At 71.9% G+C, this 12,459-nt stretch carries 12 protein-coding genes; 6 read left to right on the forward strand and 6 right to left on the reverse strand.

The genetic code is table 11. The features are described 5' to 3' along the window. Positions 1-38: 38 nt before the first annotated feature. Positions 39-1,556 carry a phospholipase D family protein gene (locus Dvina_RS07710; protein WP_223101655.1) on the reverse strand — a complete coding sequence of 506 codons (1,518 nt, stop codon included), beginning with the start codon at positions 1,554-1,556 and terminating at the stop codon, positions 39-41. Then, positions 1,553-3,295 (reverse strand): phosphatase PAP2 family protein, encoded by a 1,743-nt coding sequence (locus tag Dvina_RS07715; protein ID WP_223101656.1) that lies wholly within the window; start codon positions 3,293-3,295, stop codon positions 1,553-1,555. The genes Dvina_RS07710 and Dvina_RS07715 overlap by 4 nt, the downstream gene beginning before the upstream one ends. 36 nt (positions 3,296-3,331) lie before the next feature. On the opposite strand from Dvina_RS07715, the gene Dvina_RS07720 reads away from it, so the two are divergent. Continuing rightward, positions 3,332-4,114 carry a DUF1206 domain-containing protein gene (locus tag Dvina_RS07720; RefSeq protein WP_223101657.1) on the forward strand — a complete coding sequence of 261 codons (783 nt, stop codon included), beginning with the start codon at positions 3,332-3,334 and terminating at the stop codon, positions 4,112-4,114. Between the two features lie 55 nt (positions 4,115-4,169). Beyond that, the gene (locus tag Dvina_RS07725) at positions 4,170-5,060 is read left to right on the forward strand and encodes a diacylglycerol/lipid kinase family protein (RefSeq protein WP_223101658.1); all 891 of its coding nucleotides are present in this window, start codon (positions 4,170-4,172) and stop codon (positions 5,058-5,060) included. 29 nt (positions 5,061-5,089) lie between these two features. On the opposite strand, the gene Dvina_RS07730 is transcribed toward Dvina_RS07725, so the two are convergent. The 3 genes from Dvina_RS07730 to Dvina_RS07740 are packed head-to-tail and all read right to left on the reverse strand — an operon-like array spanning position 5,090 to position 6,120. Further along, positions 5,090-5,449 carry a PLD nuclease N-terminal domain-containing protein gene (locus tag Dvina_RS07730; protein ID WP_223101659.1) on the reverse strand — a complete coding sequence of 120 codons (360 nt, stop codon included), beginning with the start codon at positions 5,447-5,449 and terminating at the stop codon, positions 5,090-5,092. Positions 5,450-5,476: 27 nt separating this feature from the next. Next, on the reverse strand, positions 5,477-5,758 hold the full coding sequence (locus tag Dvina_RS07735) for a DUF202 domain-containing protein (protein ID WP_223101660.1): 282 nt from the start codon (positions 5,756-5,758) through the stop codon (positions 5,477-5,479). Beyond that, a complete protein-coding gene (locus tag Dvina_RS07740) occupies positions 5,755-6,120 on the reverse strand; it encodes a YidH family protein (RefSeq protein ID WP_223105388.1) in 366 nt (121 codons plus the stop codon). Before Dvina_RS07740 ends, Dvina_RS07735 begins: the two co-directional genes overlap by 4 nt. 86 nt (positions 6,121-6,206) lie before the next feature. Here Dvina_RS07740 and Dvina_RS07745 point away from each other — a divergent pair, with 86 nt between their 5' ends. From Dvina_RS07745 to Dvina_RS07760, 4 genes are all read left to right on the forward strand, one after another. Next, a complete protein-coding gene (locus Dvina_RS07745) occupies positions 6,207-8,693 on the forward strand; it encodes an ABC transporter permease (protein WP_223101661.1) in 2,487 nt (828 codons plus the stop codon). Positions 8,694-8,827: 134 nt separating this feature from the next. After that, positions 8,828-9,091 (forward strand): hypothetical protein, encoded by a 264-nt coding sequence (locus Dvina_RS07750; RefSeq protein ID WP_223101662.1) that lies wholly within the window; start codon positions 8,828-8,830, stop codon positions 9,089-9,091. A gap of 28 nt (positions 9,092-9,119) precedes the next feature. Continuing rightward, a complete protein-coding gene (locus Dvina_RS07755; RefSeq protein WP_223101663.1) occupies positions 9,120-9,899 on the forward strand; it encodes an electron transfer flavoprotein subunit beta/FixA family protein in 780 nt (259 codons plus the stop codon). Between the two features lie 14 nt (positions 9,900-9,913). Further along, a complete protein-coding gene (locus Dvina_RS07760; RefSeq protein WP_223101664.1) occupies positions 9,914-10,867 on the forward strand; it encodes an electron transfer flavoprotein subunit alpha/FixB family protein in 954 nt (317 codons plus the stop codon). A 197-nt stretch (positions 10,868-11,064) separates the two neighbouring features. Here the strand turns inward: Dvina_RS07760 and Dvina_RS07765 are convergent, their stop codons facing one another. Next, entirely contained in the window at positions 11,065-12,228 is a 1,164-nt protein-coding gene (locus tag Dvina_RS07765; RefSeq protein WP_223101665.1) for a cysteine desulfurase family protein, read from the reverse strand. Between the last annotated feature and the right edge of the window lie 231 nt (positions 12,229-12,459).

Here is a 12,459-nt window from a genome sequence, read left to right on the forward strand (position 1 = left end):
CACGGCCAGAAGACCGGAGAGTGAACGGCACAAAACCGTCAGAATTCATCGGTTCGCCGCATGGGGCGCGGCCGGCCGTCGGGGTCGTGGACGAGGCGGTACAGGACCCCTGACCACTGGCGGGTCCACCAGGTCAGGCTGGGTGCGTCGTACCGCAGCACGCGGCCGGGTGGTCGATCACCTACCTTTCCGGCGGCGTACCAGTTGGAAAGATTCGCGGCCGCTTGCTCGAACGCGGCGATGAACGTTTCGGGGTCATCATCATCAATGTCGATACCGAGGTGCTCGCGCGCGAGGCGGCGCCGCAGTGACCGTGTGTACTCGCCGGTAGGGTCGGCGACGGCGCAGGTGAGCTCCGAGTCGTGCGTCCACGAGCGCAGGCTCACGTTGTCGGAGCCCACGGTGGCCCAGGCGTCGTCGGCGATGCAGACCTTGGCGTGCACGTAGATCGGTGTGCCGTGGGCGTTCTCGGGGCTGAAGACGTGCACCCGGTCCCCGCCCGCCGCGTTGATCATGGCGAGGGCGCGCTCGCGGCCGTACAACTGCGGCGTCTTGGCTATTTTGCCTGGCGCGTCGGGATGGCGCGGGACGACGGCGACCAGGTGCAGGTCCGGCGACGTGCGCAGGGCGTCGGCGAAGCACTCCGCGACCTGGGGTGACCACAGGTACTGGTCCTCGACGTAGATGAGGCGCCGCGCGCGTCCGAGCGCCTTGCGGTAGCCGCGGGCGACGGTGCGCTCGCCGTCGGGGGCGAACGGGTACGCGCCCGTGCGGCGGTGCGGATAGGTGCGTAGCAGCTGTACGGCCAGGTCACCCGCGGGTGGTGGGTCGGGGAGCTGCTCGGGGAGGGGGTCGGCGTGCGTGTCCTCGCGGTAGATCAGGTCGTGCAAGCGGAAGAGCGGGTTGCGCGACAGCGGCGTCGGGTCGGTCCAGCGCTCCCGGAAGGTTGCCTCGACCTGCCCGACCGCGGGGCCGCGCAGCTCGACCTGGACGTCGTGCCAGGGCGGGCGCGGGCCGTACACGGGCGCCATGGGCACTGCCTGCGGGTCGCCCTCGTGCTCGCTGGAGTCGCCGCGGCCGTGGCAGAGGTCGATCCCGCCGACGTACGCGACGTCGTGCTCGGGGCGGCCCGGGTGGCGCAGCACGATGAACTTCTGGTGGTGTGAGCCGCCGGTGCGCACCCGCATGTCGCGCAGGCACTCGCCGCCCGCCTTCTCGATCTCCTCACCCAGGTGCTGGTTCTCCTCCTCGCTGAACTGGAGCCGGTCGAGGTGCGAGCGCCAGATGAGGCCCTTGACGATGACGCCCCGGCGGGCTGCGTCGCACAGCACCTCCCGGATCTCCGTGCCGGGGCCGTCGAGGCGCTGATCGGGGTCGCCGCGCCAGTCGGTGAACAGCAGTAGGTCACCGCGCTGCATGCGGCGTACGGCGGGCAGGAGCGCCCCGTAGTACTCGCGGCCGTCGATCAGGGGCCGCGCGGCGTTGCCTTCGGTCCAGGCTTCGAGCTTCGAGTGGGGGTTGCCGCGCTCCCGCGCGGTCAGGAACCAATCGGTCATGGAGCGATCACCGCGTTCGGGCTCGGGTTCGGGCTCGGGCTTTGGGCCGCCCTTGTGGTCTCACTTGGGCTCGGACTTTGGATTGTGCTCTCGCTCGGGCGCGTCCGCGCGGGAGCGGGCTCCTCGGCCAGGTCGTGGTTGGGGCGCAGCAGCCACCAGGCGGCGAACACCCAGAGGCCCGCGAGGACGCAGCTGCCGAGGATGTCGGTGGGGTGATGCATGCCGCGGTACATCCGCGAGACCGCCACCCACAGCGGCATCAGCACCGCCGCCGCCACGGGCAGCCAGCGCCACCACGCGCGGGTGCGCGGCATGACCAGCACGGCCGCGACGAGCCAGATGCAGATGGTGGCCGCGACGTGCCCGGACGGGAAGCTCGACGTCGGCATCGGCCCGTCCATGTTCTCCACGTCCGGCCGGGCCCGCCCGACGATCGCGGCGCTGCCCAGGAAAAGGCTGAGCTCGCCGAACATGACAGTGACCAGAAAGACGACCGGCCGCCAGCGGCGTATCACGGCCAGCGCCAGGGCCCCGATCGCCAGGCCGATGGCGAGGATGGCATGGGTGTTGCCGACCTCGCTGCCGACGATTGTGACGTGTCCGAGCGCGTCCGTACGGTGCCCGGCGAACCAGTGCGGGATCGTGCTGTCGCCCAGAATGTTGCCGTTGCCGGCGCGGTAGCGGGCCAGCGGGACGCCAAGCCCGACGAGCGCGCCGAACGTCAGCACCCATGCCACGCCGAGCCCGGCAACAATCCACCCCCGCCCACGCCTGCTCTCGCTTCCGCGCGGCGTGCCGCTTCCGCGCATGGGGTCGCTTCCGCGCGTGGTCGCCGCGTCGCCGTCCGTGCGCGCGGCGGCGAGGTCGCTTCCGCGCGGCGTGCCGCTCCCGCGGGTCAGGCCGCTTCCGCGCGGCGAGTCGCTCCCGCGCGTGGTCGCCGCGTCGCCGTCCGCGCGCGCGGGAGCGTCGTCGCTTCCGCGCGAGTGGAGGAGCGGCAGCTCACGCTCGGGGATGGGCGGGTGCGACGAGGTCAGCTGGAGGTCGTCGGCGGCCTCGGGCGCCAACCCCACGACCAGCGGCGCGGTGACCTGCTCGCCGCGCTCGTACCGCCACAGCTCGAACGCCCCCGCGCACAGCCCCACCCAGGCCACGGCCAGCGACCAGCCGCCCAGGACGTCGGAGAGGAAGTGCACGCCGAGCGCCAGCCGGCTGAACCCGATGAGGGCCACCAGCGCCCCCACCGCGATGAGCAGCGGCCGCCGCCACCGCGCGGGCAGGGCCGGCAGGAAGACCAGGACCAGCGCCGCATAACAGATGAACGAGTTCAGCGAGTGGCCGCTGGGGAAGCTGTTGCCGCCCCCGTGCGCGACGGGCTGCTCGACGACGGGGCGCAGGCGGCCGACCGCGATCTTGAGTACCGGGTCGAGGACGAGGCCCCCGAGCGAGGTGGCCAGCAGGAAGAGGGCCAGGCGGAATTGTCGGCGCACCAGCAGTACCACCGAAGCAATGGCAATGAACCAGCCGAGCACGCCGAAGCTGCCGAGCCGGCTGATGCCGCCCATGAGCTGGACGAGGGCGTCACTCGGCGCGACCAGGCGATTCAGGCTGTTCGCGACGCCGCGGTCGATCGACTCCATCGGCACCCAGCGCACCCGCACGGCGATCACCAGCACGGTGAACAGCAACGCCGCGGCGCTGAACGCGGAGATGCGTAGAAGTGTCGCCTTGTCACGTCTCACGTTTGATGGCATGCCCAACCTGGGGATTGGCAGAACATGAGGAACAACGATCTGCTCAAGTACCTGACAAGGGTGGGGTTCACCGGCTATGGGCTCTTGCACCTCGCGCTCGCCTGGGTCGCCGCGCAGATCGCGTTCGGCGGCGGCGGCGAGGAGGCGGACCAGTCGGGTGCCTTCCAGAAGCTCGCCGACCAGCCGTTCGGCGCCATCCTGCTGTGGTTCGTGATCGTCTGCCTGGTGGCGCTCGCGGTGTGGCAGGCGATTCTCGCCATTTGGGGTCATACGGACTCGCACGGCAAAGAGCGCATTTTCGAGCGGGTCGCCTCCGGCGCTCGCGTGATCGTCTACTGCGGCCTCGCGTGGACGGCCGGCAAGGTGGTCCTGGGCACGCCGTCCTCCAGCGCCCAGCAGCAGCAGGACGCGGCCGCGGGCATCATGGCCAAGCCGGCGGGGGAGTGGCTCGTCGGGCTGGCCGGTCTCGTGGTCATCGGCTTCGGCATCGGCATGATCTACTACGGGTACAAGAAGAAGTTCGAAAAGAAACTGCAATTTGCTGCGGGGGTACGTCACCAGGCCGCCGTCCGCGCGGGCCAGATCGGCTACGCGGCGAAGGGTGTGGCGTTCGGCATCGTGGGGTACCTGCTGCTCGACGCCGCGATCACGAACGACCCCGGCAAGTCGCGGGGCCTGGACGCGGCGCTGCACACCCTCGCCGGGCAGCCCTACGGCAAGTTCCTGCTGCTGGCGGTCGCGCTCGGGGTGGCCGCGTTCGGCGTGTTCTGCTTCTTCCAGGCGAGATACCGCAAGGTGGGGTCATGAGCGACGCCGGCGAGCCCGGGGTGAAGGCCGCGACGACGCGGGCGGGGGTGCCGGCGTGACCGTCAAGTCCGCGATCGTCATCAACCCGTCAAAGGTCCTCGATATGGACGAGCGGCGGCGTGAGCTGTTCGGCGCGGTCGCGGACGCGGGCTGGCCCGAGCCGCTCTGGCTGGAGACGACGCCCGAGGACCCCGGCTGCGGCATGGCCCGCGCGGCCGCGGCGGAGGGGGTCGAGGTGGTGCTTGTCTGCGGCGGCGACGGTACCGTCATGGCCGTCGCCGGCGAGCTGGCCGGCACGGACGTCGCCGTCGCGCTCATCCCCTCCGGCACCGGCAATCTGCTCGCCACCAACCTCGGCATCCCGCGCGACGTCGCGGAGTCGGTCGCCGTCGCCATCACGGGCAAGCGGCGCCGGATCGACGTCGGCGAGGTCGACGGGTGCGGCATCTTCACGGTCATGGCCGGGATGGGCTTCGACGCGGCGATGGTGGGCGACACGCCCGACTCGGCCAAGGCGAGGTTCGGCTGGGCCGCGTACGTCGCGACCGGGCTGCGCAACCTCACCCGGCGCCGCGCGTCGGTGCGCATCCGGCTCGACGGCGGCAAGTGGCTGCACCGGCGGGCCAGCACCGTGCTGGTGGCGAACGTGGGGCGGCTGCAGGGCGGCCTGCCGCTGCTGCCGGACGCCGAGCCGGACGACGGCTGCCTGGATGTGGCGGTGCTGACGCCGCGCCATGTCGGCGACTGGCTGCGGCTGGCCGGAGGGGTACTGCTGCGGCGCGGAAATGATACTCACGGACTGGAGACGTTCCGGGCGCAGTCGGTCGAGGTCCAGGCGGCCCGGGACGAACCGCGGGAGCTCGACGGGGACGTCATCGCGCCCGCGCGGCAGCTGACCGCCCGGGTCCGGCCCGGGGCGCTCGTCGTCTGTGTGCCTGCGGACTAGGGCTCAGGGCGGCGGCGCGGGCGCGTCAGCTATTTGCCTGGATTGTCATCATCCGGGCGCTTCAGGTCTTCTTCCCAGCTGCGCAGCAGCTCGGCGTCGCGGCGCGACTGCGCGGTGTCGATCCCGCGCAGGAAGTCCGGGTCGTCGTCCGGCGCCGTGACCTTCTTGCGGCTGCGGCCGCCGGCGACCACGCCCGCGCGCTGCTCCAACGACACCGGCCGACCGGCGAAGAACCAGGCCACCGGGCCGATGACCGGCACGAGCAGGATGATCAGAACCCAGACGGTCTTGGGCAGCCCGCGGATGTCCTCGCGCTCCGAGGACAGACAGTCGATCAACGCCAGCAGCGTCGCGACAAGCACGATCAAGAAGGGCAATGCACGTCCCATGGCGCAATGATGACTCAGCCGAGGGGGTCATGACACCAGCAACAGGGTGCCCATCGCGCAGTACAGCAGGATGAGCCCGACCAGGGCGGGCAGTTCTCGCCCGACGGGGGTGGTCATGCGGCTCGTCCGGTGCCGGCTGAGCGCGACCGCGCCCGCCCACACGAGCCCCGTGGCGGCGACGACGAGCCCGGCCGCCATCGACTCCAGGTGTACCGCGGACAGGCGGGCCAGCAGCAGCGCGACGACGGTCATCGAGATCAGCGTGCGGCGCCACGAGAGCTGGGTGCGCTCGGTCTGGGTCTCCTTCACGCGAGCGTGGCGATCAGCAGTGCGACCGCGCCCGCGGTGATCACGAGGGCAAGGGCTGCGGGGAAGCGGGACGGGGGCAGCGCCGCGCCCGTGCGCATCGCCTTCTCCGAGCGAGCCCAGTGATCGACCGCCCGGATTGCGACGAGGGCGCCGAGCGCAAGGAGTGCCACCGCGATCACGACGCGTAACCGGTGCTCAGGAAGGAACTGCGCGACCGCGAGACCACCGCCGATCAGCGCCAGCGCGGTGCGCAGCCAGGCCAGGAAGGTGCGCTCGTTGGCCAGGGAGAAGCGGTAGTCCGGTGTGGTCCCGACCGAGCGGACCTCGTCAGGGTCGAACCAGAGGCGAACCGCGGACCACATGGACATGAACTGTCAGACTCCCTCAGTACTCTCGGCTCGTGCTTCGAACGACGCTCGCCGGACTGCGTGCTCACAAGGTACGTCTTGTGCTGACCGCCGTCGCCGTGATGATCGGTGTGGGATTCCTCGCGGGGACCCTCGTCTACGGCGACACGGCGCGCGCCGCCTTCTACGACGACCTGGCCCGGGCGGCCCGCAACGTCGATGCGTCGGCCGGGCCGGAGCGGGTGCCGTTCGGCGACCAGACATCCGGCTTCACCGAGTCCAGCCGCCGCCTCGGCTTCGACGACCTCGACGCGGTCCGCGGCCTGCCGCAGGTGCTGCGCGCGGACGGGCGGATGGCCGAGCGGCTGTCGATGCTCGACCCCGGGGGTCGCCTGATCGCTAACTTCGGCAAGGTCGGCTGGGCCGTGTCCACCCCCGGCGATCACGCGCTGAGCATGTTCGACACCGCGACCGGGCGGCTGCCGCAGCGGGACGGCGAGATCGCCATCGACTCGGTGACGGCGGAGGTGTACCACTTCGGCCCCGGCGCGTCCGTCGACGTCATCGGACCGGACGGCCGCCAGGTCGCCCTGACCCTGGTCGGCACCTTCGACCTCGGCGCCAACAAGCGCTTCGCCGGCCTGAGCGTCGCCGCCCTCACTCCCGGCGACATGCGCGCGGTCGCGGGCGCGACCGGCTACGCCGAGGTCGTCGCGTCGGCGCGCCCGGGCGTGACCGAGGCCGCCCTCGCCGCTGCGATGCGAGAGCGCCTCGGTGCCGGCCCGCGCGTGCTGAGCGGCGAGCGGCTGCGCGGCATCTACGCGACGGCGGCGGCGAAGTACGTCAACGGCTTCCTGGTCGTGCTCTTCGCATTCGGCCTCGTCGCGCTGGCCGTGTCGGTCTTCGTGATCGCCAACACGTTCGCCATCCTCGTCGCCCAGCGGGTCCGCGAACTGGCCATGCTGCGCTGCGTGGGCGCCTCGCGGACGCAGCTGTTCGGCTCGGTGGTCCTCGAGGCGTTCGTCGTCGGCCTCGTCGCGTCCGTGGGCGGCCTGGTGGCCAGCGCCGGGGTCGGCTGGGTGCTGCTGGTCGGCCGCGACGCGCTCGGCAAGTCCATCCAGATCGACCGCCTGGTCGTCGCGCCCACCACCGTCGCCGTCGCCCTGACCGCCGGCACCGTCTGCACCGTGCTCGCCTCGCTGCTGCCCGCGCTGACCGCGAGCCGGGTCCCGCCCATGGCCGCGCTGTCCGCCGCGCCGGTGGAGGCGGTCCTGCCGGGGCACCGCCGGCTGCGCCTGGGCGGTGCCTGGACCCTGGCGGGGGCTGGCGCGCTGCTCATCGCGGGCGGCACGCAGGCCCCGGGCTTCTTGGGTGTACCCGTAGTGTTTCTCGGCGCCATCTCGCTCTTCGCGGCCGCGGTCGCCGCCGGCCCGTTCGTCATCGGCCGGGTCACCGCGTGGGCGGGCTGGCTGCCGTCCCGGCTGTTCGGCGCGCCCGCGCGGCTGGCCGTCCAGGGCGCCCGGCGCAACCCGAAGCGCGTCGCCGCCACCACCGGGGCGCTGGCGGTCGGCCTGGCGCTGATGAGCCTGTTCGCGGTACTGCTGGCCACGACCAGGGCCCAGTCCGAGCGCGAACTCGACGAGAACTTCGCGGTCGACTACGTGGTCACCGGCGGCTTCGTCTTCAACGAGCGCACGCCGGCCATCCCCGCCACCGTCGTCACCGCCCTGCATGCCCGCACCGAGTTCGCCGCCGTGTCCGGCGCCCGCAGCAGCCGCACCGACGTGGACGGCCGCCCCACCGAAGCCTGGTCGATGGAGCCGGGCGCGCTCGGCACCGCGCTGCGCCCGGAGGTCATGCGCGGCTCGGTCGCGCAGTTCGGCCCCGGCGACGCGGCCCTGAAAGGCTCCCTGGCGTCCGCCGTGGGCGCCGAGGTCGGCTCGAACGTCACGCTGGAGGGCCGGACGCTGCGCGTGGTGGCCATCTACGACGACGCCCCGTCAACCGGCGAGATCCTGCTGGACTGGACCGACTTCGCCACCGCCTTCGGCGCCCGCGGCCCCGACTCGGTGCTTGTCAAGGCCGCGGAAGGCGTTCCGTCGCAGACCTCCCGGGCCGCGGTGGACGACGCCGTACGCCAGGAGCCGCGCCTCCAGGTCTCCAGCCAGGCCGAGTGGCGGGCCAAGGTCACCGAGACCCTCGACCGCCAGCTCCTGGTCTTCTCGGCCCTGCTGGGCATGTCGATAGTCATCGCCCTGACCGGCATCGCCAACACGCTGGCCCTGTCGGTGCTCGAGCGCTCCCGCGAATCGTCATTGCTGCGAGCGCTCGGCCTGTCGCGAGCCCAGCTGCGGTGGACATTGATCCTGGAGTCGGTCCTGATGGCCGTCGTCGGCGCCGTGGTCGGCCTCGGCCTGGGCGTGGTGGCCGGCGCGGCGGCGGCGGTCGGCCTGATCCGCCAGTACGGCCACGGCTACCCGGTCATCCCGGTGGGTCAGCTGGCGCTCTACGCGCTGCTGGCCACGGCGGCCGCGGCCCTGGCTGCCCTACCCCCGGCCCGCCAGGCGATGCGAACAACCCTGCCGTGACGCTCCCGGCGACGCATCCGCGCGGCTCAACGCAGGGCCGGTGGGCGGCCCGCTCAGTGAGATTCGTCCAGGTGCCAGAGTTCGCGGATCGTGTCGGAGACGCAGGCCTCGCGGGGTCGTCCGCAGGTGCAGAGGTGCTCGTCCGGGTGGTCGCGGCGGCGGTGTGTGACCAATTCCGCAGCGTGCTGGGCGACCGCAGCCGACAGCGGACGCTGGACCTCGATGATGACGGATTTTTGCGACAATTCCTCCACCCCCGCGTCTCATCGTGCGCCCGGTTCGTGATGCTTTTCACCGCCATCCTGAACCTACTCCTGAGTAACATCGTGGAGGCGAACCTGTTTCGGCTCGGTGTGAGCCGTAACGTGGGGCGCATGTCGCCAGCGACGGCGCGGTGACTGTCAAGCAGGAGGACCTCGGACCACGATGAAGATCGTCGTACTCGTCAAGCAGGTGCCGGACTCCGGCGCGGAGCGCAACCTGCGCAGTGACGACAACACCGTCGACCGCGCGTCGGCGAACAATGTGATCAACGAGATGGACGAGTACGCCATCGAGGAGGCGCTGCGCCTCCAGGAGGCGCACGGCGGCGAGGTCGTCGTCCTGACCGTCGGCCCGGACCGCGCGACGGAGTCCATCCGCAAGGCCCTCTCCATGGGCCCGGACTCGGCCGTCCACGTGACCGACGAGGCGCTGCACGGCTCGTGCGCGGTCGCGACCTCGAAGGTGCTCGCCGCGGCCATCGGGCAGCAGCAGGCGGACCTGATCATCTGCGGCGCCGAGTCGACCGACGGCCGCGTCCAGGTCCTGCCGCACATGATCGCCGAGCGGCTGGGCATCGCCGCGCTGACCGGCGCCCGCAAGGTCACCGTCGAGGGGTCCCAGCTGACCATCGAGCGGCAGACGGATGAGGGCTACGAGGTCGTCACCGCCGCGACGCCGGCGATCGTGAGCGTCTGGGACACGATCAACGACCCGCGGTACCCCTCCTTCAAGGGCATCATGGCCGCGAAGAAGAAGCCGCTGCAGACCCTGTCGCTGGCCGACCTGGGTGTCGCGGCCGACAAGGTCGGCTCCGCCGGTGCGACGAGCGCCGTCGTCGAGCACAGCAAGCGGCCGCCGCGCCAGGCCGGCAACAAGGTCGACGCGGGCGACGACGGTGGCGTGAAGCTCGTCGGGTACCTCGCTTCCGAGAAGTTCGTGTAGGGGAGACGTCACTCATGGCTGAAGTTCTGGTCGTTGTCGAAGCCTCCTCGCAGGGCGGCATCAAGAAGGTCACGCTCGAGATGCTGACCCTCGCCCGCACGCTGGGCGGCGACGTCTCGGCCGTCGTGTTCGGGGACGTCTCCGCGGTCGAGGCCAAGCTCGGCGAATACGGCGCCACCAAGATCTACAACGCGACCGGTGCCGACCTCGACGAATACCTGGTCGCGCCGAAGGCCACCGTCCTGGCCGCGCTCATCCAGCGGGTCTCGCCGTCGGCGGTGCTCGTCGCCTCCTCGCAGGAGGGCAAGGAGATCGCGGCCCGGGTCGCGGTCAAGCTCGACAACGGCATCCTGACCGACGTGGTGGCGCTCGACGCCGACGGTACCGCCACGCAGGTCGTCTTCGCCGGCTCGACAATCGTGAAGTCCAAGGTCACCAAGGGCCTGCCGATCGTCACGGTGCGCCCCAACTCCCTCACCCCCGCGCCCGCGCCCGCGACCCCCTCGGTCGAGGCGGTCGAGGTTGCCGTCGAGGACAAGGACCGGCTGGCGAAGGTCGTCGAGCGCAAGGTCGAGGCCAAGGGCGCCCGCCCCGAGCTGGCCGAGGCGTCGATCGTCGTCTCCGGCGGCCGCGGCGTGGCCAGCGCCGACAACTTCAAGCTCGTCGAGGAGCTGGCCGACCTGCTCGGCGGCGCGGTCGGCGCGTCGCGGGCCGCCGTCGACTCCGGCTTCTACCCGCACCAGTTCCAGGTCGGGCAGACCGGCAAGACGGTGTCGCCGCAGCTGTACCTCGCGCTCGGCATCTCCGGCGCCATCCAGCACCGGGCCGGCATGCAGACCTCGAAGACGATCGTGGCGGTCAACAAGGACGCCGAGGCGCCGATCTTCGAGCTGGCCGACTTCGGCGTGGTGGGTGACCTGTTCAAGGTCGTCCCGCAGGCCGCCGAGGAGATCCGCAAGCGCAAGTAGTCGCGCACGCTCGGAAGCGCCCGCCCGGTCCCCGGCCGCGGCGGGCGTTTCGTTTACAGCAGCGTCCGTGCGTCCGTGGCGGGCCGGAGTGGGGCTTCAGCGGCTCTTGGTCGCCGCGCGATGGGCCCGCTCGACCCGCGCCCGGCAGGGCGGCCACCAAGGCGTCCACGTCGGCCGTAGTGGGCCGGAGTGGGGCTTCAGCGGCTCTTGGTCGCCGCGCGATGGGCCCGCTCGACCGCACCCGGCAGGGCGGCCACCAAGGCGTCCACATCGGCCATCGTGGAGGTGTGGCCGAGCGTGAAGCGCAGCGACGAGCGCGCCCGCGCGTCGTCGGCGCCCATGGCCAGCAGGACGTGCGACGGCTGCGCCACACCCGCCGAACAGGCCGAGCCGGTCGAGCAGGCGATGTCCTGAGCGTCCAGGAGGAGCAGCAGCGCGTCGCCCTCGCAGCCCGGGAAGGAGAAGTGGGCGTTGCCGGGGAGGCGGTCGGTGGGGTCGCCGTTGAGGATCGCCTCGGGCACCGTGGCCCGCACCCGCGCGACAAGCGCGTCGCGCAGCCGGCCGATCCGCTCGGCCGACTCCCGCTGCGTCTTGACCGAAAGCTCCAGCGCCACCGCGAACGCCACGATCCCGGGCACGTCGAGGGTTCCGGAGCGTACGTCGCGCTCCTGCCCCCCGCCATGCGCCAGCGGCGTGCAGTCGACCTCACGGGCGAGCAGGAGCGCGCCCGCGCCGATCGGACCGCCGAGCTTGTGGCCGCTCACCGTGAGCGCGGCCGCGCCGCTGGCCGCGAAGTCGACAGGCACCTGGCCGACAGCCTGCACGGCATCGGTGTGGAACGGCACCCGCGCGGCGACGGCCAGGGCGGCCAGCTCGGCGACGGGCTGGATAGTGCCGACCTCGTTGTTGGCCCACATGGCGGTGACCACCGCGACGTCACCCCCGGCCAGCACCTCGGCCAGGGCCTCCGGGTGCACGCGCCCGGCCGCGTCGACCGGCAGCCAGGTCACAGCGGCGCCCTCGTGGGACTCGAGCCAGGCCACCGAGTCGAGGACGGCGTGGTGCTCGACCGAGGTGGCCACGACACGGTTGCGGGCCGGGTCGGCGGCGCGGCGGGCCCAGAAGATGCCCTTGACGGCGAGGTTGTCGCTCTCGGTGCCGCCGCCGGTGAAAATCACCTCCGACGGCCGGGCCACAAGCGCGGCGGCGATCCGCTCCCGCGCCTCCTCGATCCGGCGACGGGCGTGGCGCCCGGGTGCGTGCAGCGATGAGGCGTTGCCGACTTCCCGCGCGGTCGCGGCGTAGGCGTCGAGCGCCTCCGGAAGCATCGGCGTGGTGGCAGCATGGTCGAGGTACGGCATCGGGGCCAAGCCTAACGGCCTGCCACCCCTTACCACCTCTCCGGTATGGCAGCGTTCGCGCCACTCCCGAACCCACCGGGTCCATGACCGCACCGGTGACGGCACCGGGCGTAACGGGCGTGCCGCAATCATCGGCCGGCAGCGATACTGGTCGGCCTGCCGAAAGCGCCCGGGCACCGCCATCCGCCCACTACTGAACGTGATTGCGTAGGGGCGATGTGCCACGTTCCT

The organism is Dactylosporangium vinaceum, assembly GCF_019904175.1.
In the GTDB taxonomy this organism is placed as follows: Bacteria; Actinomycetota; Actinomycetes; order Mycobacteriales; family Micromonosporaceae; genus Dactylosporangium; species Dactylosporangium vinaceum.

Excerpts from the sequence above, each read along its gene's own strand:
- Dvina_RS07710 (WP_223101655.1), bottom strand. The coding sequence starts at position 1,556 with ATGACCGATTGGTTCCTGACCGCGCGGGAGCGCGGCAACCCCCACTCG.
- Dvina_RS07720 (WP_223101657.1), top strand. The coding sequence starts at position 3,332 with ATGAGGAACAACGATCTGCTCAAGTACCTGACAAGGGTGGGGTTCACC.
- Dvina_RS07730 (WP_223101659.1), bottom strand. The coding sequence starts at position 5,449 with ATGGGACGTGCATTGCCCTTCTTGATCGTGCTTGTCGCGACGCTGCTG.
- Dvina_RS07740 (WP_223105388.1), bottom strand. The coding sequence starts at position 6,120 with ATGTGGTCCGCGGTTCGCCTCTGGTTCGACCCTGACGAGGTCCGCTCG.
- Dvina_RS07755 (WP_223101663.1), top strand. The coding sequence starts at position 9,120 with ATGAAGATCGTCGTACTCGTCAAGCAGGTGCCGGACTCCGGCGCGGAG.
- Dvina_RS07760 (WP_223101664.1), top strand. The coding sequence starts at position 9,914 with ATGGCTGAAGTTCTGGTCGTTGTCGAAGCCTCCTCGCAGGGCGGCATC.
- Dvina_RS07765 (WP_223101665.1), bottom strand. The coding sequence starts at position 12,228 with ATGCCGTACCTCGACCATGCTGCCACCACGCCGATGCTTCCGGAGGCG.